19 protein-coding genes are annotated in these 21,759 nt (G+C 63.1%); 9 read left to right on the top strand and 10 right to left on the bottom strand.

Annotation, left to right across the window (positions count from 1 at the left end):
* Positions 1–6 precede the first annotated feature (6 nt).
* From tpiA to AC07OO_RS18950, 5 genes are all read right to left on the bottom strand, one after another.
* Positions 7–750 (bottom strand): triose-phosphate isomerase, encoded by a 744-nt coding sequence (tpiA, locus tag AC07OO_RS18970; protein ID WP_495083698.1) that lies wholly within the window; start codon positions 748–750, stop codon positions 7–9.
* Positions 747–1,769 carry an NAD(P)H-quinone oxidoreductase gene (locus tag AC07OO_RS18965; RefSeq protein ID WP_495083697.1) on the bottom strand — a complete coding sequence of 341 codons (1,023 nt, stop codon included), beginning with the start codon at positions 1,767–1,769 and terminating at the stop codon, positions 747–749. The genes tpiA and AC07OO_RS18965 overlap by 4 nt, the downstream gene beginning before the upstream one ends.
* 68 nt (positions 1,770–1,837) lie before the next feature.
* A complete protein-coding gene (gene pnp, locus AC07OO_RS18960) occupies positions 1,838–3,955 on the bottom strand; it encodes a polyribonucleotide nucleotidyltransferase (protein ID WP_495083696.1) in 2,118 nt (705 codons plus the stop codon).
* Positions 3,956–4,184: 229 nt separating this feature from the next.
* Complete coding sequence (gene rpsO / locus AC07OO_RS18955) at positions 4,185–4,451, bottom strand: 30S ribosomal protein S15 (RefSeq protein ID WP_495083695.1); 267 nt, start codon at positions 4,449–4,451, stop codon at positions 4,185–4,187.
* A gap of 186 nt (positions 4,452–4,637) precedes the next feature.
* A complete protein-coding gene (locus AC07OO_RS18950; protein WP_495083694.1) occupies positions 4,638–5,939 on the bottom strand; it encodes a branched-chain amino acid ABC transporter substrate-binding protein in 1,302 nt (433 codons plus the stop codon).
* Positions 5,940–6,032: 93 nt separating this feature from the next.
* Between AC07OO_RS18950 and AC07OO_RS18945 the strand changes: the two genes are divergently transcribed.
* Positions 6,033–6,404 carry an Hsp20/alpha crystallin family protein gene (locus AC07OO_RS18945; RefSeq protein ID WP_495083693.1) on the top strand — a complete coding sequence of 124 codons (372 nt, stop codon included), beginning with the start codon at positions 6,033–6,035 and terminating at the stop codon, positions 6,402–6,404.
* Between the two features lie 87 nt (positions 6,405–6,491).
* Here AC07OO_RS18945 and tsaD read toward each other — a convergent pair whose 3' ends face one another.
* Positions 6,492–7,598: a tRNA (adenosine(37)-N6)-threonylcarbamoyltransferase complex transferase subunit TsaD gene (tsaD, locus tag AC07OO_RS18940; protein ID WP_495083692.1), complete on the bottom strand. Its 1,107-nt coding sequence runs from the start codon at positions 7,596–7,598 to the stop codon at positions 6,492–6,494.
* A gap of 62 nt (positions 7,599–7,660) precedes the next feature.
* On the opposite strand from tsaD, the gene AC07OO_RS18935 reads away from it, so the two are divergent.
* Positions 7,661–8,443 carry a GNAT family N-acetyltransferase gene (locus AC07OO_RS18935; protein ID WP_495083691.1) on the top strand — a complete coding sequence of 261 codons (783 nt, stop codon included), beginning with the start codon at positions 7,661–7,663 and terminating at the stop codon, positions 8,441–8,443.
* A 33-nt stretch (positions 8,444–8,476) separates the two neighbouring features.
* Entirely contained in the window at positions 8,477–9,124 is a 648-nt protein-coding gene (locus AC07OO_RS18930; RefSeq protein ID WP_495083690.1) for an ANTAR domain-containing response regulator, read from the top strand.
* 123 nt (positions 9,125–9,247) lie between these two features.
* Here AC07OO_RS18930 and AC07OO_RS18925 read toward each other — a convergent pair whose 3' ends face one another.
* Positions 9,248–9,637 carry a helix-turn-helix domain-containing protein gene (locus AC07OO_RS18925; RefSeq protein WP_495083689.1) on the bottom strand — a complete coding sequence of 130 codons (390 nt, stop codon included), beginning with the start codon at positions 9,635–9,637 and terminating at the stop codon, positions 9,248–9,250.
* 415 nt (positions 9,638–10,052) lie between these two features.
* Between AC07OO_RS18925 and AC07OO_RS18920 the strand changes: the two genes are divergently transcribed.
* The 5 genes from AC07OO_RS18920 to AC07OO_RS18900 all read left to right on the top strand — a co-directional run bounded on the left by AC07OO_RS18920 (position 10,053) and on the right by AC07OO_RS18900 (position 16,993).
* A complete protein-coding gene (locus AC07OO_RS18920; protein WP_495083688.1) occupies positions 10,053–11,297 on the top strand; it encodes a CmpA/NrtA family ABC transporter substrate-binding protein in 1,245 nt (414 codons plus the stop codon).
* A gap of 58 nt (positions 11,298–11,355) precedes the next feature.
* Positions 11,356–12,315, top strand: a complete 960-nt coding sequence (ntrB, locus tag AC07OO_RS18915) for a nitrate ABC transporter permease (protein WP_495083687.1) — start codon at positions 11,356–11,358, stop codon at positions 12,313–12,315.
* A complete protein-coding gene (locus tag AC07OO_RS18910) occupies positions 12,312–13,139 on the top strand; it encodes an ABC transporter ATP-binding protein (protein WP_495083686.1) in 828 nt (275 codons plus the stop codon). The genes ntrB and AC07OO_RS18910 overlap by 4 nt, the downstream gene beginning before the upstream one ends.
* 63 nt (positions 13,140–13,202) lie before the next feature.
* Positions 13,203–15,698: a sensor domain-containing protein gene (locus tag AC07OO_RS18905; RefSeq protein WP_495083685.1), complete on the top strand. Its 2,496-nt coding sequence runs from the start codon at positions 13,203–13,205 to the stop codon at positions 15,696–15,698.
* 80 nt (positions 15,699–15,778) lie between these two features.
* Positions 15,779–16,993, top strand: coding sequence for an MFS transporter (locus AC07OO_RS18900; protein ID WP_495083684.1), 1,215 nt, complete (start codon positions 15,779–15,781; stop codon positions 16,991–16,993).
* A 30-nt stretch (positions 16,994–17,023) separates the two neighbouring features.
* On the opposite strand, the gene AC07OO_RS18895 is transcribed toward AC07OO_RS18900, so the two are convergent.
* Complete coding sequence (locus AC07OO_RS18895; RefSeq protein ID WP_495083683.1) at positions 17,024–17,257, bottom strand: hypothetical protein; 234 nt, start codon at positions 17,255–17,257, stop codon at positions 17,024–17,026.
* A gap of 144 nt (positions 17,258–17,401) precedes the next feature.
* Between AC07OO_RS18895 and AC07OO_RS18890 the strand changes: the two genes are divergently transcribed.
* Positions 17,402–18,205 carry a DUF3047 domain-containing protein gene (locus AC07OO_RS18890; RefSeq protein WP_495083682.1) on the top strand — a complete coding sequence of 268 codons (804 nt, stop codon included), beginning with the start codon at positions 17,402–17,404 and terminating at the stop codon, positions 18,203–18,205.
* Positions 18,206–18,259: 54 nt separating this feature from the next.
* Here the strand turns inward: AC07OO_RS18890 and AC07OO_RS18885 are convergent, their stop codons facing one another.
* Together AC07OO_RS18885 and AC07OO_RS18880 are read right to left on the bottom strand one after the other, a co-directional pair.
* Positions 18,260–20,050, bottom strand: coding sequence for a bifunctional protein-serine/threonine kinase/phosphatase (locus tag AC07OO_RS18885; RefSeq protein ID WP_495083681.1), 1,791 nt, complete (start codon positions 20,048–20,050; stop codon positions 18,260–18,262).
* A 212-nt stretch (positions 20,051–20,262) separates the two neighbouring features.
* A complete protein-coding gene (locus AC07OO_RS18880; protein ID WP_495083680.1) occupies positions 20,263–21,567 on the bottom strand; it encodes an ANTAR domain-containing protein in 1,305 nt (434 codons plus the stop codon).
* Positions 21,568–21,759 lie beyond the last annotated feature (192 nt).

The following is a 21,759-nucleotide window of genomic DNA, read 5'->3' as shown; positions in this document are numbered from 1 at the left end:
GCGCAATCAGCGCGCCGCGGCAATGATGGATAAAAAGTCTGCAGATTTCAGGGAAGCCCCCCCAACCAGCCCACCGTCGATATCCGGCTGGGACAGCAATTCGGCCGCGTTGGCCGCATTCATGCTGCCACCGTACAAAATCTGCACACGGTCCGCATGGGCGGTGGCGGCCTGCAATTGGGCACGCAGCACGGCATGCACTTGCTGGGCTTGCTCGGGACTAGCCGTCTTGCCGGTACCGATGGCCCATACGGGTTCATACGCCACGACGATTTCACTGATGCAGTGACCATTGGTGTGGATCACGGCCGCCAGTTGGCGTTTAACCACTTCTTCGGTACGCCCTGCCTCGCGTTCCGCCAGGGTCTCGCCCACGCAGACGATGGGCGTGATGCCCGCCGCCAGCGCACGCTGCGCCTTGTTGGCCACTACAACATCGGTTTCACCGTGGTATTGGCGACGCTCCGAATGACCCACGAGGCAATAGCGGGTTGCAAATTCACGCAACATGCCCGCCGACACCTCACCGGTGAAGGCTCCCGATTCATGCTGAGAGACATCCTGCGCACCCAGGCCGATTGAGGTTCCGGCCACCAACAATTGCACCTGCGCCAAATACGGTGCGGGCACGCAAACCGCTACTTGGCACTGGGCGTTGGCAGCACCAGCGGCAATGGCAGACACCAAAGCGGCGTTGGACTGCGCCGAGCCGTTCATCTTCCAGTTACCCGCAATCAGTTGTTTCTTCATGCTTGTACTCCCCAAGTCAAAACAATCTTGCCCACATGCTGGTTGGACTCCATCAGCGCATGGGCGCGCGATGCGCCGCTGCCGCTGGCGTGATCCGCGTCCACGGCCGGGAACACGCTGTGCACCACGGGTTTGATGCGCCGTGTCGCCAGCAAGGGCCACACCTGCTGCAAGCAGGCCTTGGCAATGGCCGCCTTGAACGCGACGGAGCGTGCACGCAGCGTCGAGCCGGTGACGGTCAAACGCTTGCGCATCAGCACCGCCGCGTTGAACTCTGCCTGTACACCGCCTTGCACGGCGATGATGACCAAGCGCCCGTCTTCCGCCAGGCACTGCACCTCTTTGGCAACGTAGCTGCCAGCCACCATGTCCAGCACCACGTCGACGCCGCGGCCATCGGTCAGACGCAGGGCCTCGACCTCAAAGTCCTGGGTCTTGTAGTTGATGGCATGGTCCGCACCCAGAGCCAAGCAGGCTGCGCACTTTTCATCGCTGCCAGCCGTGGCAATGACACGGGCGCCCAAGGCCTTGGCGATCTGGATGGCAGTCACGCCAATGCCACTGGTGCCGCCCTGTACCAGCAGGGTTTCACCAGCTTGGAGGTCGCCACGGTCAAACACATTGCTCCAGACGGTGAAAAACGTCTCCGGCAAGGAGGCGGCCTCCACATCGCTCAGCCCTTGCGGAACCGGCAGACATTGGCCTATGGGTGCCACGCAGTACTCCGCGTAGCCGCCACCGGCCACCAAAGCGCAAACCCGGTCACCCACACGCAGCCCGGCTTGCACCATGGCCTGCGCGTCACCGCCTTCAACGGTGCCGGCGATTTCCAGTCCTGGAATATCCGACGCTCCCACAGGCGCAGGATACTTGCCCGCGCGCTGCAAGACGTCCGGCCGGTTGATGCCGCTCGCGCGCACGCGTATCAGCACCTCGCCAGCACCGGCGACAGGCAGAGGCCTGTCGCCCAGACGCAAGACGTCAGGACCGCCAAAGGATGGGATTTCGATAGCTCTCATAGCCGATTCAACCGATAGCCCTCGTCCGCGCTGGGTAGAGGGCTATCAAATTGCTAGCGGTTGTGAAATCAGTTCTGCTCAGCGGCTTGGACAGGACGATCCAGCAGTGCCTTCATGGACAGCTTGATACGGCCCTTTTCGTCGGTTTCCAAGACCTTGACCTTGACAATCTGGCCTTCGGACAGGTAGTCCGTAACCTTCTCGACGCGCTCATGAGCGATCTGGCTGATGTGCAGCAGACCGTCCTTGCCGGGCAGCAGGTTGACAAGGGCACCGAAGTCCAACAGCTTGGTGATGGGGCCTTCGTAGACCTTGCCGATTTCGACTTCGGCCGTGATCTGCTCGATGCGCTTCTTGGCCTCTTCCGCCTTGGCGGGATCAGCAGATGCAATGGTGATGGTGCCGTCTTCCTCGATGTTGATCTGGGTGCCGGTTTCTTCGGTCAGCGCACGGATCACGGCGCCGCCCTTGCCGATCACGTCGCGGATCTTCTCGGGGTTGATCTTCATCGTGAACAGGCGAGGTGCGAAGTTGGAGACTTCGGTCTTGGCTTCGGACATCGCTTCCTGCATCTTGCCCAGGATGTGCATGCGTGCTTCCTTGGCCTGGGCCAGAGCGACTTGCATGATTTCCTTGGTAATGCCCTGGATCTTGATGTCCATCTGCAAAGCGGTAATGCCGTTGGTGGTACCGGCCACCTTGAAGTCCATGTCACCCAGGTGGTCTTCGTCACCCAGGATGTCGGTCAGCACGGCGAAGCGGTTGTCTTCCTTGATCAGGCCCATGGCGATACCGGCCACGTGGGCCTTCATCGGCACGCCAGCGTCCATCAGCGACAGGCAGCCGCCGCAAACGGAAGCCATCGACGAAGAACCGTTGGATTCCGTGATTTCGGACACGACACGCATCGTGTAGGGGAAGTCTTCCTTGCTTGGCAGCACTGCGACCAGAGCGCGCTTGGCCAGACGGCCGTGGCCGATTTCGCGGCGCTTGGGCGTGCCCACGCGACCGGTTTCGCCAGTGGCGAACGGAGGCATGTTGTAGTGCAGCATGAAACGGTCTTCGTAGTCGCCGCTCAAGGCGTCGATACGTTGTGCATCGCGCTCGGTACCCAGCGTGGTGACGACCAAAGCCTGTGTTTCACCGCGTGTGAACAGGGCGGAACCGTGGGTACGGGGCAGCACGCTGTTGCGGATTTCGATGGCGCGCACAGTGCGTGTGTCGCGGCCGTCGATACGGGGCTCGCCTGCCAGAATCTGGCCGCGCACGATCTTGGCTTCGATTTCGAACAGCAGACCTTCGATGGCCACGCTGTCGAATGCAGCACCGTCGGCCTTCAGGGCGGCCATGACGTCAGCATACGCAGTGCGGCAGGCTTGTGTACGGGCTTGCTTGTTGCGGATCTGGTAAGCAGCTTCCAGCTTAGCTTTGGCCAGGCCGTCGATCTTTGCGATCAAGGCTTCGTCCTTGGCGGGGGCTTTCCAGTCCCAGACGGGCTTGCCCGCATCGCGCACCAGTTCGTGGATGGCGTTGATGGCGATATTGCCTTGCTCATGGCCATAGACCACCGCGCCCAGCATGATTTCTTCGGACAGTTGTTGGGCTTCGGATTCGACCATCAGCACGGCCGCTTCGGTACCGGCAACGACCAGATCCATGATGGAATCCTTGCGTTGTGTCTGGCCGGGGTTCAACACGTATTCGCCATTGACGTAACCCACGCGGGCTGCGCCGATGGGGCCGTTGAATGGGATGCCAGAGATAGACAGTGCTGCGCTGACCGCGATCATAGCGGCGATGTCGGCGTCGACTTCAGGGTTCAAGGACACGGTGTGGATGACCACGTGCACTTCGTTGAAGAAGCCTTCGGGGAACAGCGGGCGGATCGGGCGGTCGATCAGGCGGCTCGTCAGTGTTTCGAATTCACTGGGGCGGCCTTCACGCTTGAAGAAGCTGCCGGGGATCTTGCCTGCGGCGTAGGACTTTTCCAGATAGTCCACGGTCAGGGGGAAGAAATCCTGGCCGGGTTTGCCTTCGGTCTTGCCAACGACGGTGGCCAGCACAACGGTGCCGTCCATGTCCAGCAGCACGGCGCCGGTGGATTGGCGTGCGATTTCGCCGGTTTCCATCGTGACGGTGTGTTGACCCCATTGGAAAGTTTTGGTGACTTTGTTGAAAATACTCATTGTTTTATCTCCTGAAGATGCGGGAACCCGCTGGCAGGTAAAGGCCACCTGCCAAGCCCGGAGGCAACAACGCAGAACACGATGCCATTCCAGAGAAACTGGGGACGCGGTTCAGAAAAACCGCCAATTTCCTTGGAATGACACAGCTTCGCTCTGTTTTTGCCGTCTCCGAAGTAAAAAACGCCTGAGCTAGTGAACTAACTCAGGCGTCTGTCATTTGGTGCAGTGCTTACTTACGCAGACCCAGCTTGGTGATCAGAGCAACGTAACGGTCGTGGTCTACGCGGTTCAGGTAGGCCAGCAGGCTCTTGCGGGTGTTGACCATGCGAACCAGGCCGCGGCGGCCGTGGTGGTCCTTGGCGTGGGTCTTGAAGTGAGGCATCAGTTCGTTGATGCGGGCAGTCAGCAGAGCGACTTGCACTTCTGGACTACCGGTGTCGTTGGGGGTGCGGGCGTTGTCTTTGACAACTGCTGCTTTGATGCTGGATGCGATCATGTCTATTTCCTGTCGGATAGGGGCGCATGCCGGTTCTGTACCGACGGTGCCCCAGGTTTCTGAACTTGCGCCAGGTGCTGGAACTGCTCCTGGCGTGCGCCTTGCCCGATGCAAAGCCTGTCGATTATAGCCCGATACAAGCTGTACGTGCAACCAGTTCTTTTTCTTTGATGAACGGGCTGCGCCCTAGGGACGCTGCATCTTGCAACTGGTCGGCAACTCGGCCGCCTCGGGAGCCAGCGTCTTGACCACCTTGAAGCCGTAGCCCGAACCCTCCACGTCAAACTTGACGCCGGGCGCACCCTGGCGGTCCATAACACCGATCACCAGAGGCTGCTGGAACTGGTGGTCGCTGGCGCGCATACTGCCGCCCTGCCCCGCCAGGCTGACCTTGGCCTTTTCCATCTGGGTTGCAACGGCTGCGATATCCACACCACCACTCGCGGCCGGTTTGGCCGCTTCCAGAGACTGGGCGAGGGCTTCGATCAGCAACTGCATGCGCATGTGCACGTAGTCATCCGCGGGCTGTGGGTAGCGGGCACGGAAGGATTTGTAAAACGCCTCGCTTCCGCTTGTCTGTACATTGGGCAGCCAATCGGCTACCGCCACCACCTTGCCGATGCCGGAATCGCCAATGGCGGCCGGCGCGCCCAGCGCATTGCCGTAAAAGGTGTAGAACTTGCCTTCAAAACCCACCTCCTTCGCGGCTTTGATCAACAGCGTCAGGTCATTGCCCCAGTTGCCGGTGATCACAGCCCCGGCGCCGCTGGCCTTGATCTTGTTGGCGTAGGGCAAAAAGTCCTTGATGCGCGCCATCGGGTGCAGCTCTTCGGCCACGATGGCCACATCGGGCCGTTGCACGCCCAACTGGCGCCGCGCCTCGCGCAGCACCGCCTGGCCAAAACTGTAGTCCTGGCCGATCAGGTAAACCCCTTTGAGCGCCTTGTCGTCCTTGATGACATCCATCAGCGCCGCCATGCGCATGTCGGCATGGGCGTCGAAGCGGAAATGCCAGAAGCTGCACTTCTCATTGGTCAGCGTTGGGTCCACCGCCGAATAATTGAGGAACAGCACACGGCGCGCTGGATCGCGCTCGTTGTGCTTGTTGATGGCATCGATCAGCGCCGCAGCATTGGCCGACGAATTGCCTTGCAAGACGATGCGCGCGCCGCCGTCGATGGCCGAGCGCAGCGCCGACAAGGCTTCCTCGTTCTGGCCCTTGCTGTCGTAGCGTTCCAGCACCAGCGACTGGCTACCGCCACCCGACAGTTTCACGCCGCCGCGCGCATTGACACGCTCCACCGCCCAGGCCAGGTTGCGGAACACGGCTTCGCCGGGGGCCGCATTGGGGCCACTCAGCGCCTCCACCATCGCCAGCTTGATGGCCGGCGCGGCGGCAGTCTGCGCAGCAGCCATGCCACCGGCAAGGGGCAACACACATAGCGCTGTCGAAAGGGTTTTCAAGACCCGCCTGAGAAGAATAAACATGTGATTTTTTGCTTGAAATATCGAAGAGGAGTCGCAGCTTAGATCCATGCGGCGATCGCTGTGAGAGCCGCGCAGTGTACTAGGAGATCCACCATGTTTTTTGCCACTACCACACACCCCCACCTGCACCGCCACAGCTATGGCCGCTCGCTGGAGCGCTTCATGGATGAAGCCCTGCGCACCAGTACCAACAAGGCCGTAACCTACACCCAGGATGAGACCAGCTTCACGCTGACCCTGGACATGCCCGGCATTGCCAAGGACCAACTGGGCATTTCCATCGAAGGCGCCATCGTGCGCATCAGCAGCAAGGAAGGCGCACCCCGCCGCTACAACGCGGCTTACGAGCTGCCGCTGGACATCGACACCACGACCAGTGAAGCCAAGCTGGAAAACGGTGTGTTGACGCTGAAGCTGGTCAAGAAAGTGCCGGTCAGCAACGCCGCGGAACTGACCATCCAGTAAAGCGGTACCTCCTCACTGCGTGCAGCTCGCCGCTCCTCCCTCCAGAGGAGCGCGGCGCACCGGTGGAGAACCCTCACACGGAGCGTCTCAAAGGCTGTCGAGCGGCCAGCGCGGCTTGACGTCAAACGCGTACGTGGTCGTAGCCTGTTGCAGGCCGCTTTGCAAACGCATCGCTGCCGCCATGGCAATCATGGCACCGTTGTCGGTGCACAGATGCAGTTCGGGGTAGTGCACCCGAACCTTGCGCTTGGCGCAGGCCGCATTGAGTTGTGCGCGCAGGTCGCGGTTGGCCCCCACACCACCAGCCACCACCAGCCGCTGCAAGCCGGTTTGTTTCAAGGCCGCCATGGCCTTCTTCAATAGCACTTCCACAATCGCCGCCTGCGTAGAGGCCGCCAGGTCGCTGCGCTGCTGCAACGGCAGCGCGTCAAAGCCCTCGGTCGTCCCCGCATTGGACTGCGCAATGACAGGCGGCAAGCCGGCCGCCCGTGCCGCCTCGGTCGCCACCATGCGCTGGGCCTGTACCAGCACGGCTGTCTTCAAGCCCGCGAACGAGAAATCCAGATCACCGCTGTGCAGCAGCGGGCGCGGCAACTTGTAGGCGGCAGGGTCGCCCTGTTCCGCCATCTTGGCCAGCGCCGGCCCACCGGGGTAACCCAGTCCCATCAGCTTGGCGGATTTGTCAAAAGCCTCTCCGGCCGCATCGTCAATCGTCTCGCCCAGGAGCGCGTAACGCCCCACCCCGTCCACCCGCATCAACTGCGTGTGCCCGCCGGAAACCAGCAGAGCCACGAACGGAAATTGCGGCGGGTCTGCGCTCAAAAACGGCGACAGCAGGTGGCCCTCCAGATGGTGCACGCCCAGCACAGGCTTGTCCAGCGCCGCGCCCAACGCACAGGCCACGCCAGCTCCCACCAACAAGGCACCGGCCAGGCCAGGACCACGGGTATAGGCCACCACATCCACATCGGCCAGCGCTCGACCGCTGTCCCGCAGCACCTCCTGGGTCAACGGCAGCACCCGGCGGATGTGGTCGCGGCTAGCCAACTCAGGCACCACACCGCCAAAGGCTTGGTGCATGTCGATCTGGCTGTACAGGGCATGCGCCAACAGCGTGGGTGTAGCCTGACCCTGGCTTTGCACCAGGGCCACTCCCGTTTCATCGCACGACGACTCTATCCCCAATACCAGCATGTTTACCCCTCTGAGGGACGGAGTTTAGCCGTCGCCTGTAGGCGCTCGGCACAATAGGCGCCATGGAAACATCAACCCTCTCCTCTGCCCCCCATCTGTCAGACAGCGACATTGAAAGCCTGGAGCGCGCCACGCTCGACGCCGTGGCCCCACCGGCCATGCAGGCCATCGAAGGCTGGCTGCTGCCCTTTGACAACTCCACGATAGGCCGCGCCAAGAGCGCCGTGCCCACACGCCACCACAGCCTACAAGTAGCCGACATCGCCCAGATTGAGACTCTGTACGCCCAGCGTGGTCTGCAGGCCGCCTTTCGCGTGGCTGATGTGCCCGGCTTGGCCGCTATCCACGACGAACTGCGGCGCCTGGGCTACCACCCAGACCAACCCACGCTGGTGCAGGTGGGCACGGTGCAACAGATGCGCAGTATTTGCCAGGCGACTCCGGCTGAGGTCAGCGAAACACCCCTACCCGCCTGGGCTGCGGTCTACACCGCGCCGGGGTTTGACCCCGTCGATGGCGCCAATCGGGTGCAGGCGCTCAGCCGCAGCCGCCATGTGGTGTATGCCGTGGTGCAAGAAGCCGGCCAGCCCGTTGCCGCCGGCACGGCCTCGCTGAGCCAGGGCTGGGCCAGCATCCATGGCATGCGCACGGTGGTGCAGCAGCGCGGGCGCGGCCTGGCCGCCCGCATCCTGGCCGGCTTGGCCAACACCGCGCAGGCACACGGCCTGAAACGCGTGTTTTTGCAGGTGGAAGAGGACAACGACGCGGCGCTGGCCCTGTACCGGCGCGCAGGCTTTGCCACCCATAGCCGCTACCACTATTGGCGCCGTAGCTCAGGGCACTAACTCAGTTGGCGCGATTTTTGCGTGGCAAACGCCATGCAAGAAGCCCTGCGCATCGTCGTTATTGCCCCGGATCTGGACATTGCCGACCCGGACGACACCCGGGCGCTGGACCAGGCCGAGCGCTCGCGCAGCCTGCGTATTGGTTTGCTGGAAAGCGGCTTCAACCTGATCGCCGTGTTGCCCGCCGACACCTTTTTGCATGAGCGCCTGGCGCAATTGCAGCCCGACCTGATCATTCTGGATGCCGAGAGCGAGGCCCGCGACGCGCTGGAGCACGTGGTCATGGCCACGCGCGATGCGCGTCGCCCCATCGTCATGTTCACCAACGACAGCGACCGCTCCAATGCACGGGCGGCCGTGGCGGCGGGCGTATCCGCCTACATCGTGGCAGGCCTGTCGCCCGAACGCATACGCCCCATTCTGGACGTGGCCATCGCCCGCTTTGAGCAGGACCAAGCCCTGCGCTCCGAGCTGGCGGAGGCAAAAACCGAATTGCAAGACCTGAGCACCGAACTCAAGAACCGCCGCACCATCGAGCGTGCCAAGGGCCTGCTGATGCAGCGCCAGGGTCTCAGCGAGCAAGCTGCTTATGAGAAGTTGCGCAAGTCCGCTATGGACAAGGGGTTGAAGGTGGTGGAGGTGTCGCAGCGCATGCTGGACGCCATCGACCTGTTGGGTTGATTGGTCCAGCCCCATGTGATGGGCGGGCGTAGGGCCACAAATCCGCGCCGGGCCGCCCCAAGCGGATTTAGCTCCCTCGGGGGGCAGAGAGCCACACGCAGTGGGCGAACGTGGGGGCGATCTTCAGATGCTGAGGTTCATCGCCCGCGCCAACGCAAACACGCTGTTGACGCAAAGGTGGGACATGGCGTTGGACTGTTCGGATCCGCGCGACACAGCACAATCGCGCCCGTATTGGGTGATCACATAGTGCGCACAGGTGACCTGCCGGCCAGGGCCGAGGATGGCCGCCGCGCGGGATGCGACCACGGCACCCAAGACCTCCAGCCGCGCCAGTCGGTTGCGGGTGGATATCTCAGGGGCGCTGACATCATGGGCCAGTTCCTTGATGGACATCGCCCGGTTTTGCGTGGCCAGATGCCGCAGTATTTCCAGCGACTCGGGCCATTGCTCCACCGGAACATTGCGGTTGGTGGTGTGCACCTTGGAGGGGGTTTCAATCTTGGTAGCCATGCTGCATGTATCGGCAAGCGCTGTGCATTTCTTAAGTCCTGCACTCCTTTGGGTGCAGTGCACAGGCTTGGTGCCAGTGCGACCCACATCACACGCTCACAGCATGCGCATTCGGATAATTGGCACCTAGCCCTCTAGGAATATAGCTGTAGCGCTATCAAAAACAAAGCAACTACCCACACGCAACACGCACCATTGCCGCGCACTGGGGGTTGGCACACACATTGCGTATAGCGTGTGGAGACCAACGATGGTCACTGACTGACATGCACCACCCAACGGCGGGTGGTGCCGGTCAACCCGGACAAAGGCGTCCCCACCTGCACGCGGCTTTTTGCGAAGCCTCTTGCACGGTGAGGACGCCTTTTTTATTGCCCGCAATTTGTGCCACTTTGATTGAAGGACCCAGGCCACCATGACCGACCTTTTGCAGAACAAACTCAGCCGCCGCACGGTATTGCAGTCCGCCGCCATAGGTGCCATCGGCATCACGCCAGCGCTACGCGCCGCTGTCTACGCCGCGGGCTCCGATGCACCCGAGAAGACCGAGGTCAAGATCGGCTTCATCCCGCTGACCGACTGCGCCAGCGTGGTCATGGCTTCGGTGCTGGGCCTGGACAAGAAATACGGCGTGAAGATCGTGCCCAGCAAGGAAGCCAGCTGGGCCGGTGTGCGCGACAAGCTGGTCAATGGCGAGCTGGACTTTGCCCACTCGCTATACGGCCTGATCTACGGCGTGCACTTAGGGCTGGGCGGCCCCAAGAAAGACATGGCCGTGCTGATGACGCTGAACCACAACGGCCAGGCCATCACGCTGTCGAAAAAGCTGGCCGACAAGGGTGCCGTTGACGGCGCCGGCCTGGCCAAGCTGATGGCGGCCGAAAAGCGCGAATACACCTTTGCCCAGACCTTCCCCACCGGCACCCACGCCATGTGGCTGTACTACTGGCTGGCGGCCAACGGCATAGACCCCATGAAGGACGCCAAGGTCATCACCGTGCCGCCGCCCCAGATGGTGGCCAATATGCGCGTGGGCAATATGGACGGCTACTGCGTGGGCGAGCCCTGGAACCACCGCGCCATCATCGATGGCATCGGCGTGACCGCCACCACCACGCAGGACATCTGGAAGGACCACCCGGAAAAGGTGCTGGGCACCACGGCCGAGTTTGTGAAGAAATACCCCAACACCGCGCGCGCCGTGACGGCCGCCATCATCGAAGCCGGCCAGTGGATCGATGCCAGCCTGTCCAACAAGAACAAGATGGCCGAGACCATTGCCGACAAGAGCTACGTGAACACCAGCGTGGACGCCATCAACCAGCGCATCCTGGGCCGCTACCAGAACGGCCTGGGCAAGACCTGGGACGACCCCAACCACATGAAGTTCTTCAACGACGGCACGGTGACTTTCCCCTACCTGTCCGACGGCATGTGGTTCATGACGCAGCACAAGCGCTGGGGTTTGCTGAAGGAGCACCCCGACTATCTGGCGGTCGCCAAGCAGATCAACCAGATCGACATCTACAAACAGGCTGCTACTGCCGCCAAGGCGCCCATCCCCAAGGACGCCATGCGCAGCAGCAAGTTCATGGACGGTGTGGTCTGGGACGGCAAGGACCCCAAGAAATACGCCGACAGCTTCAAGATCAAGGCCTGAGATTTGCGGGGCAGCCCTTTAGCGCTGTCCTCAACGGATTAGAAAGGAACCCACCACCATGGTCAGTGCCGTATTCCACTCGCCCCTGTCGGCAGCCGCCGAACAGATTGCTACCAAAACAGAAGCGCCTCACGCATATTCCACGAGGGCTACCACCATGAAAGCTTCAGAGCCTTTGGCCCAAGCAGCCGCCCCGGCCGCGGTTGCCACACCCGACGCCAGCCGCGCCAGCTTCGACGCGCGCGCCGCGCTGCTGGCCGTGCTGCCACCCGTCATGGGCCTGGGGCTGCTCGTCGGCATCTGGGCGCTGGTCAGCATCAGTACGGCCAGCAGCATCCCCAGCCCGTGGGAGACCTGGAAGGAGGCGCTGACGCTGTTCTCCGACCCGTTCTACCGCAAGGGGCCCAATGACCAGGGCGTGGGCTGGAACGTGCTGATGTCGCTGCAGCGCGTGGCCGTGGGCTTTGGCCTGGCGGCGGCCGTGGGCATACCGGCTGGCTTTGCCATCGGGCGCTTCGCCTTCCTGGGGCGCATGTTCAATCCGCTGATCAGCCTGCTGCGCCCGGTGTCGCCACTGGCCTGGCTACCGATTGGCCTCTTGGTGTTCAAGGGTGCCAACCCGGCCGCCATCTGGACCATCTTCATCTGCTCCATCTGGCCCATGGTCATCAACACCGCGGTCGGCGTGCAACGCGTACCGCAGGACTACATGAACGTGGCCCGCGTGCTCAACCTCAGCGAGTGGAAGATCGTCACCAAGATTTTGTTCCCCGCCGTGTTGCCCTACATGCTGACCGGTGTGCGCCTGGCCGTGGGCACGGCCTGGTTGGTGATCGTGGCCGCCGAGATGCTGACCGGTGGCGTGGGCATTGGTTTCTGGGTGTGGGACGAATGGAACAACCTCAATGTCAAGCACATCATCATCGCCATCTTCGTGATCGGCATCGTCGGGCTGATTCTGGAATATGCCCTGATCAAGATCGCAACCGCATTTACGTTTGAAGAGGTCAAATCATGAGCAGCCTGAAATACATCGAGATCCAGAACGTCGCCCAAACCTTCAAGACCAAGAAGGGTTTGTTCCCCGCCCTGCGCGACATCAACCTCACCGTGGCCAAGGGCGAGTTCGTGGCGCTGATCGGGCACAGCGGCTGCGGCAAGTCCACGCTGTTGAACCTGATCGCCGGCCTGACCACACCGACCGAGGGTACGCTCTTGTGCGCCAACCGCGAGATCGCCGGACCCGGCCCCGAGCGCGCGGTGGTGTTCCAGAACCATTCACTGCTGCCATGGCTCACCTGCTTTGAGAACGTCTACCTGGGCGTGGAGCGCGTGTTCGGCGCGGCATCCAAGAGCACTGGAGCGCCCAGCGAGAACAAAGCCCAATTGATGGAGCGCACCAACGCCGCGCTGGCCTTGGTGGGCCTGACCGCCGCCGCGCAAAAGCGCCCCGGCGAAATCAGCGGCGGCATGAAGCAGCGCGTGGGCATTGCCCGCGCCCTGGCCATGGAACCCAAGGTGCTACTGATGGACGAGCCCTTTGGCGCCCTGGACGCGCTGACCCGCGCCAAGCTGCAGGACGAGCTGCTGGAGATCGTGGCCCGCACCCAAAGCACGGTCGTCATGGTCACGCACGATGTGGACGAGGCGGTGCTGCTCTCCGACAAGATCGTCATGATGACCAATGGGCCGGCCGCCACCATCGGCGAGGTGCTGGCCGTGGACCTGCCCCGCCCGCGCAACCGCGTGGCGCTGGCCGACAGCCCGCAGTACCTGGGCTACCGCAAGGCCGTCATTGACTTCCTCTACACGCGCCAGGCCCATGTCGAAAAGGCAGCCTGAAGGCATGCGGCGGCCTTCTGGGCCGCTAAAACCCCATTACGGGAGACGCCATAATGTCACGCTATGGAGAACACCCTGGCGGGGCAACAACAACTGCAGCAGCAGAAACTTTCGCATGAGCGTTGGGAGCTGATCCTGCGCGGCATGGACGCCGCGCCATGGGATTGGGACCTGGCCACCGGCGAGGTCTACCTGTCATCCACATGGTGGAACATGCTGGGTTATGTGAATGCGGAGCTGCCCGCCAACTCGTCCCTGATGGCCAGCTTCTTCCACCCCGACGACGCCACTGCCATCGACCAGAGCTTCACCGCCGCGCTGCAAGGCCGTGGCGAGACCTGGCAGACCGAATGCCGCATGCGCCACAAGCAGGGCCACTATGTGCCCGTGCTGTTGCGCGCCCATATCCAGCGCAATGACCAGGGCCAGGCGCTGCGACTGTCGGGCACCAACACCGACCTGACCGAACGCAAACAGGTAGAGGCCCAACTGCAAGATAGCGAGGCCCGCTACCGCGCCCTGGTGGAGTGGTCCCCCATCGGCATTGGCGTGCACCAGGACGGCCTGGTTGCCTATGCCAATGCGGCGGCCATCCGCATCCTCGGGGCGCGAACCGAGGCCGAGCTGATCGGCCTGCCCATGATGGACCTGGTGGACCCGCGCTACCGCAGCCTGGTGGCGGCGCGCGTGGCCCAGGGCCTGGCCAGCGGCGCGCCGCTGCCGGTACAGGTGGAAAAATTCATACGCCGCGACGGCCGCTCCATCGACGTGGAAATTCAGGCCTCACCCATCACGCACAAAGGGCGCCCCGCCATCCAGGTCAATTTTGTGGACGTGACCGAGCGGGAGAAGAGCGAGGCCACGTTGCGCGAGAGCGAGGCCCGCTTCCGCGCACTGACCGAGCTGTCGTCCGACTGGTACTGGGAGCAGGACGAAAACTTCCGCTTCACGATACTGGGCGGCAAGGTCTACAACAGCACCGGCCTGACCATGGACCAGCACCGGGGCAAGACGCGCTGGGAGATTCCTTGCCTCAACATGACCGAGGCCGATTGGGACGCGCACCGCAAGGTACTGGCCGCCCATGAGCCCTTTCGCGACCTGGAGATCCGCAGCCCCGACACCGACAACACCGCCCACTGGGCCAGCGTCAGCGGCTCACCCATGTTTGATGGGGATGGGCGCTTCCGCGGCTACCACGGCATCGGGCGCGACATTTCGCAGCAAAAGCAGGCCGGCGAAGAAATCCACCGTCTGGCCTTCTACGACGCTCTGACCGGCCTGCCCAACCGCCGCCTGCTGCTGGAGCAGCTCAAACGCGCGCTGCACACCAATGCCCGCCACCACCGCCACGGCGCCCTGCTCTTCATCGACCTGGACAACTTCAAGACGCTGAACGACACGCTGGGCCACGATGTGGGCGACCTGCTGCTGCAGCAGGTGGGCCAGCGCCTGTCGGACTGCGTGCGCGAGGCCGATACCGTGGCCCGCCTGGGCGGCGATGAGTTTGTGCTGGTACTCGAAGACCTGGAGACCGACCCCCATGCCGCGGCCCTGCAGGCCGACAGCGTGGGCAAGAAAATCCTGGCCAACCTGAACCAACCCTATGACCTGGTGGGGCGCGAACACCACAGCTCACCCAGCATGGGCATCACGCTGTTCGATGCCCGCAGCCACAGCGTGGACGACCTGCTCAAGCAGGCCGACCTGGCCATGTACCAGGCCAAGGCCGCGGGCCGCAACACCTTGCGCTTCTTTGACCTCAGCATGCAGACCGAGCTGGAAGACTGGGTGGCGATGGAGTTCGACCTGCGCGATGGCCTGCAGGGCGGCGAGGAGCTGGTACTGTATTTCCAGCCCACGGTGGGCGCCACAGGCCATATCACCGGGGCCGAGGCCCTGGTGCGCTGGCTGCAGCCCACGCGTGGCCTGGTCATGCCCGAGCACTTCATCGCACTGGCCGAGTCCACCGGGCTGATCGTGCCGCTAGGCCGCTGGGTCATGAACATGGCCTGCGAGCAGTTGTCTGCCTGGGCCCAATCACCAGAGACCGCCCACCTGAGCCTGGCCGTCAACGTCAGTGCACGCGAATTGCGGGAACCCGGATTTGTGCCCGGCGTGCTGAAGTTTCTGCAAATCTGGAAGGTGCCGCCCAATCGGCTGCGCATCGAGCTGACCGAGAGCGTGCTGGCCCACCGCGTGGACGACATCATCGGCAAGATGAACGAGCTCAAGGCCCATGGCGTGGGCTTCTCGCTGGACGATTTCGGCACCGGTTATTCGTCGCTGAGCTACCTCAAGCAGTTGCCGCTAGACCTGCTGAAGATCGACCGCTCCTTTGTGCGCGACGTACTCAACGACCCCAATGACGCGGCCATAGCGCGCACCATTGTGGCGCTGGGCACCACTTTGGGCCTGTCCGTGGTTGCTGAAGGGGTGGAAACCGAGGCCCAGCGCGACTTCCTGGCCGACATCGGCTGCCACGCCTACCAAGGCTTCTTGTTCGGCAGCCCGGTTCCCATCGAGCAATTCAAAAACTATTTAGTGTCCCGTCCCTAGGTACGCACCGTTTTGAGTAGGTCTGGCACGGGTTTCGCTTTGGTGCATGGGTTCAACCCATTTTTAGGAATTTGTGCACCATGTCGGGATTTCGCAGTTTTCTGAAGAGCGGCCACGCGCCCACGCTGTTCGCCTCCTTCTTGTACTTTTCGTTTTCCTGCTGCATTTGGGTGCTCAATGGCGCGATGGCGCCCTTTATTTCTGAGACGTTCAACCTCAGCCCCGCACAAAAGGGCCTGATGCTGTCCATCCCCATCATCGCCGGCGCGCTGATGCGTTTTCCGCTGGGTATCCTGTCGCAGTACATCGGCCGCAAGAAAGCCACGCTCGTCGAGATGGGCATGATCATGGTGGCGATGCTGTTTGGCTTTTTCTGCGTCAAGAGTTTCAACGACCTGCTGGCCATGGGCGTGCTGCTGGGCATTGCCGGCGCCAGCTTCGGCGTCGCTCTGTCGCTGGGCTCGGGCTCGTTCCCACCCCGGCACAAGGGCCTGGCCATGGGTCTGGTGGGTGCGGGCAATGTGGGCACGGCCGTGTCGGTGCTGATTGCGCCGCCGCTGGCCCAGGCCTTTGGCTGGGTCACGGTGTACGGCATTGCGGCCGTGGCCATCACCATCCCCATGGTGGTAATGGTCATCTTTGCCAAGGAACCCAACGACGTCGACTCCCATGCCTCCTTCAAGGAGCACATTGCCTGCCTGTTTGAGAAAGACGGCTGGGCCTTCAGCCTGATCTACGCGGTCACCTTTGGTGGCTTCATCGGCTTGGCCACCTTCTTACCCACCTACTACTACGACCAGTTCGGTGTCAGCAAGGTCCAGGCCGGCCAATTGACGATGCTGGCCGCCTTCATGGGCGCGGCCGTGCGCGTGCTGGGCGGCTGGATATCGGACCGCTGGGGCGGTGTCAACACACTGAACCTGGTGCTGTGCACGGTGGCGGGCACGCTGGTGCTGTGCGGCCTGTCCACCGGCTCGCTGGCCGTGACCACACTCTTGGTGATTGTGTGCTTCGCGGCCTTGGGTGCCGGCAACGGCGCGGTATTCCAGTTGGTGCCGCTGCGCTGGCCGCTGGCCACTGCGGTGGCCGGCTCCATGATCGGCGAGATTGGTGCCTTGGGCGGCGGCCTGGTGCCTAACGCCATGGGCTTGTCCAAGCAATACATGGGTAGCTACTCCGGCGGCTTCTTCGTGTTCGCCACCCTGGCCGTGGCCATGCTGGTCATGCTGCGCGTGATGCAGATCCGCTGGACTCGGACGTGGGCAGAAAAAGGAGGCCGCGCACGCACTGCGTAATACTGGCGCACGAACGACACGAGAGTCCCCTCACCCCTGCATCATCGCCTCCTCCACCGCCGTCTTCGCCTCCGCAAGCCCGAAGAAGAAGCGGGTCGGTTGCGGCGCGGCCTTGGGCATATGGGCGGGAGGTGGCCATAGGCGGCCGTTCAGCCAGTTGGCGGAAACGCCACCGATATCCATGGATTTCAACTCGCAGACGGGTACACCGTCCGACAGTGCAACGTACAGGGTCGGCGAATCTTTCCAACTGATGTTTGCCATATTGTCCCTTCTGGTACCGCATGCAAAGCTGCGCGCAATCGGGAGGTTGAGCAATAAAACAGTTCACGTCAAGCAGAATTTGTCATATACATCGGGCATAGTTGTCCATCCGCACACCAGCCCCCGCCGCGACGCCACAGAGCCATGCTGAACTCATCCGTTTTTGTTCCCTTCAACAACCGCAGCCCCAGCTTGCACGGCTTGCTGAGCGCCGCTGTGCTGTTGCTGATGACAGCCTGCACGTCGGTGCCGGCCCCTACCGACCCCGAGGTGGCACAGGGCCCGTACGCGTCGGCGGACGCACCAACCGGCAAACCCACCGCCTCTGCGGCACCGTTTGACACTTGGCAGCATTACCCCCTGCCCGGCAAGCAGGCCACCGAGTTCTCTTTTGTGCGGCAGGATGGGCGCTTGGTGGCTGCGGCGGTTTCCAAAGCATCGGCCAGCATGTTGCGCCAGCCCCTGCGGGTGGAGGCGGCCGACTTGGGCAAGATCGAATTTTCATGGATGGTGCCGCAATTGATCGAGCAGGCCGACATGGCCCTGCGCCAGGCGGATGACTCGCCGGTGCGGGTGGTGCTGGCCTTTGACGGTGACCGGTCCACGTTTTCGATGAAGAACGCCATGCTGTCCGAGCTGTCCCACGCGATGACGGGCGAGCCCCTGCCCTATGCCACGCTGATGTACGTGTGGTGCAACAAGCGGGCGCCGGGCTCCGTCATCGTCAACCCGCGCACCGACCGCATCCGCACCATCGTCGTGGAGTCCGGGCCGCAAGGGCTCAGCCGCTGGCTGAACTACGAGCGCAACATCCGTGCAGACTTTGAAAAAGCTTTTGGCGAACCGGCCGGCCCCTTGATCGGTATCGCCATCATGACCGACACCGACAACACCCAAAGCCAGGCACGCGCCTGGTACGGCCCATTGCGCCTGACCGCTGCGCAGTGATGCACTTGCTTCTGAATCGATAGCACCATTCTCATATTCGACGAGGACTATCGGCTATTTCGGCAAAAACAGCAGCCAGTAGACCAACAACAGATTAAGCAACACCGACACCGCCAACCCCACCTTCCACAGCGCCGTGGGGTCGCGCTGCAGCAGCGGCGTAGCCGAGGGAGCGGACAGCGGGCGGGACGCGCCGCGCTCCAGCGCCAAGCGGAACTCTTCGGCCGTCTCGAAGCGCTGGCGCTTGTCGCGGGCCACGGCTTTGAGCAGCACATGGTCCAGCCAGATCGGTATCTCCGGGTTGTGGCGGCTGGGGGCTACCGGGTCGCGGTAGTAGCGGCCCACCTGGTAGGGCAGCACCTCGCCATAGGGCAGCTTGCCAGTCAGCAACTGGTACAGCGTGACGCCCAGCGCGAACAGGTCGCTCTGCGGGTCGGGCAGCTCCTGCGGCACGTCGGTGCGCTGGCCGCCGCTGCGGGCGCTGGTCTTGCAGTTGAAGCCCCACTGCTCGGGGTTCACATAGCTGGGTGTGCCGGCGTGCAGCTCGCGCATGGAGGCTGGTTCGCGCCCGCTCAGCGCCACGCCCAGGTCCAGCAGGCGCAACACGCCGTCTTCGCCCTGGTGCAGGTTGGCGGGCTTGATGTCGCGGTGGATGACGCCCTGGCGGTGCAGGCGGCCCAGCGCCTTCAATGCCTGCACGCCCACAGCCAGCGCCTGCGGCAGCTTGAAGCGCTTTTGCTGGGCCAGCGCGTGCTGCAGTGTCTCGCCGCCATGCCAGTCATAGACCAGGTAAAAGGCGCTGCGCGGCCGGCCCTCTGGCAGCCCTGGCAGTTCGGTGTGGATCTGGACCAGGTTGTCCGCCACGCGGGACGACTGCATGCGTTTGGCCAGCCAGGCCTCGTGGGCCAGCATGGCCAGCTCTTCGCGGTCATGGGCGCGGGCGGGGTGCAGGGCCTTGATGATGTAGCGTTTGTCGGGGTCTGCGCCCGCTGTGGGGGCCGCTACCTTGGCTTGGTAAACAACATTGATGCCGTTGTCGGCCACGGGAGCGGTGATGGTCAGTCCGTCGATCACCTCACCCACTTTCATCAGTGGCGGCACGGGCAAGCTTTGGGCGGCACGGTTTTCGTCTTGCAGCGTGGCGTCCAGCAGGCCCAGCACGCGCACCACCAGGGCGGTCACATTGTCTTTGCTGCCGGCCTTGAGCGCGGCGTCCAGCAGGGCTTCGCAAGCAGCTTGCGCGTTGTCGCCCTCGGCCATGGCCTGCAGGCGCTTGTCGGACAAGGAGCCATACACACCGTCCGTCAGCAGCACAAACACGTCACCCACCTGCAGGTCGCCTTGCACATAGTCCACCACCACCCGCTCTTCCAGCCCCACGGCGCGCACCAGCTGGTGTTTGAAGTCGGGGTGGTTGACCACGTGGTCGTGGGTGATCTGCTGGATCTGCCCGCCGCGCAGCAGGTAGGCGCGCGAGTCGCCCACATGGGCCAGCGCATAGGACTGGCCGCGCAACACCACGGCGGTCAGCGTGGTCATGCCCACCGCGGGCTGGCGGCGACGGTTGATGCCGCACAACCAGGCGTTCTGGCTGCAGATGATGCGGTCCAGGGCCACGGTGGCGTCCCAGGTCTCGGGGGTGCCAAAGTAGTCGCGCAGCAGGCTGACGACGGTGGTCTGCGCCGCCTCCTTGCCCATACCGCCGCGGCTCACGCCATCGGCCACCGCCGCGATGACGCCCATGCCCTCCAGCCCGGGCTCGGGCATCAGGGCGCCACAGAAGTCCTCGTTGCTGTCCTTGGTGCCGGCGCTGGATGCGAAGCCGATGTCGAGTTCAAATGCCATATGCACCAAGGGTAAGCAATATCGATGCCCGTGCATGGGGAGCTTTTGGGTGGGTTTTCCCTGATTTGGTGCATTGCAGCACGGTATGCGCTATTGCAGTGCTTTGGGTGCAGGAGCCTGAGTCGCAAAGCGTTTTGCGCAGGTAAAGGAGGAGGCCGCAGGCCGGGGGACACGGAGCAAAACGCTTTGCGACTCAGGCTCCTGCGCCCCTCCTACGCACCGGTGAGCATCTGCATGCTGTGTTCGTAGTGGGCGGAAAGCTGCTCCAGCACCGTCAACAGGCTTTCACTGGCCTGCGCCAAGCCATGCAACTGCGCCGCGTCACCTGCGCCTGGCGCCGCCTTGGTAGCGGCCACCAGCGTCAGCCAGCCAATGCCCGCCGCCTCCAGCGCGGTGTGGATATCGGGCGTGCTCAGCGGCAGGCCATTCAGGTAAGTCAACGCCTCTTCAAACGCAGCACGCGATGCGGCCATGCCCGTTGCGCTGCGCTCTTGCAAAGCTGCCCCGCCCAGCAGCGCCAGCACGGCATCCTTGGCAAAGCGCTGCGACAGCATGCGCTGGCGGCCGGCCAGGTTGAGCACGCGCAGCGGCGGCGCGGGGCTGGCGCTTTCCAGCTGGGTGGTCAGGCGCTCGGCACCCTGCAGCAGGTGCTCGGCCAGTTCGTCCAGCCGGGCATACGCCGATGCTGCGTCCCCAGCGCCGGGGCTTCCATGCAGCACGGGCTGCAGCTCCGCCCAAGTTTGCTGCACCTGGCCCAACAAGTCGCCATACGTGGCCTGCGACAGGCTTTTCCCCAGGTAGGCCAGGTTGGCATCAATGCGCTGCACGGACTCCTGCAACTGCTGCGCCCACGGCGCGCCGGCTTGTGGCAAGGCCTGCTGCAGCAGCTGCAGTGTTACCAGGCGCTGCGACAGCATGCGCAGCTGGCCGCAGCGGTTCACATCTTCCGCGTTGCGAGCGGACTGCACGATGTGCTGCGACACCTGGCCCAGCCTTTGGTTGGTGTGCATGGAGGCGGTGCGCAGGATGTGGAAGGCGTCGTCGTCTGACAGGTGCTGGGCCTGCATCAATATGCCCTTGGCCCGTTCCACCATCTTGCGCTCTTCAAAGCGGGTGGAGATATCGGCCAGCGCCTGGGCCTGGGCCTGCTGCTGGCGAAAGCGGGCCTGGGCCAGGTGCACCAGGGCGCGCAGACGGTGGGCGCCGTAGCCATTCACCTCGTAGCCGTGGATGCCCGACGCCAGGGCACGGTCCATATGGCCCACATCGGCATCGGCCGTGAACACGACCACGGCGCAGGGCGCGGTTTCTGCAATGGCAGCCGTGGCCTTGAACAAGGCCTCGTCCGGCACGGGCACATCACAAATGAGCACATCTGGTGCATGGCGCACCACTTCCTGCAATAGCCGGGCGCGGTCTTGCACCGTGGCGAGTACAGCAATGCCGGCCGCGGCCAGGTCGTCGTGCAGCACTTGCGCAGTTTTCAAACCATTCACATGGACCAGGGCAGACGTCATAAAAACACGGTTTTGAGAGAGAGAACAGGTGCCGGGCATGCAAGACACGCACCAGCTTGTCGGGCAGCAGCCATAAAAACAAGGGTAAACACCATGATATGGCACAGCTCTTGCATAAGAGCAAGCGGGCGTAACGGAGCGCCCACAACCTTAGCGATTGCACTGCGGGTTCTGCATACAACGACGTATGCA

This window comes from Rhodoferax sp. GW821-FHT07G04 (assembly GCF_059418585.1).
This window is presented reverse-complemented; position numbering and strand designations above follow the sequence as displayed.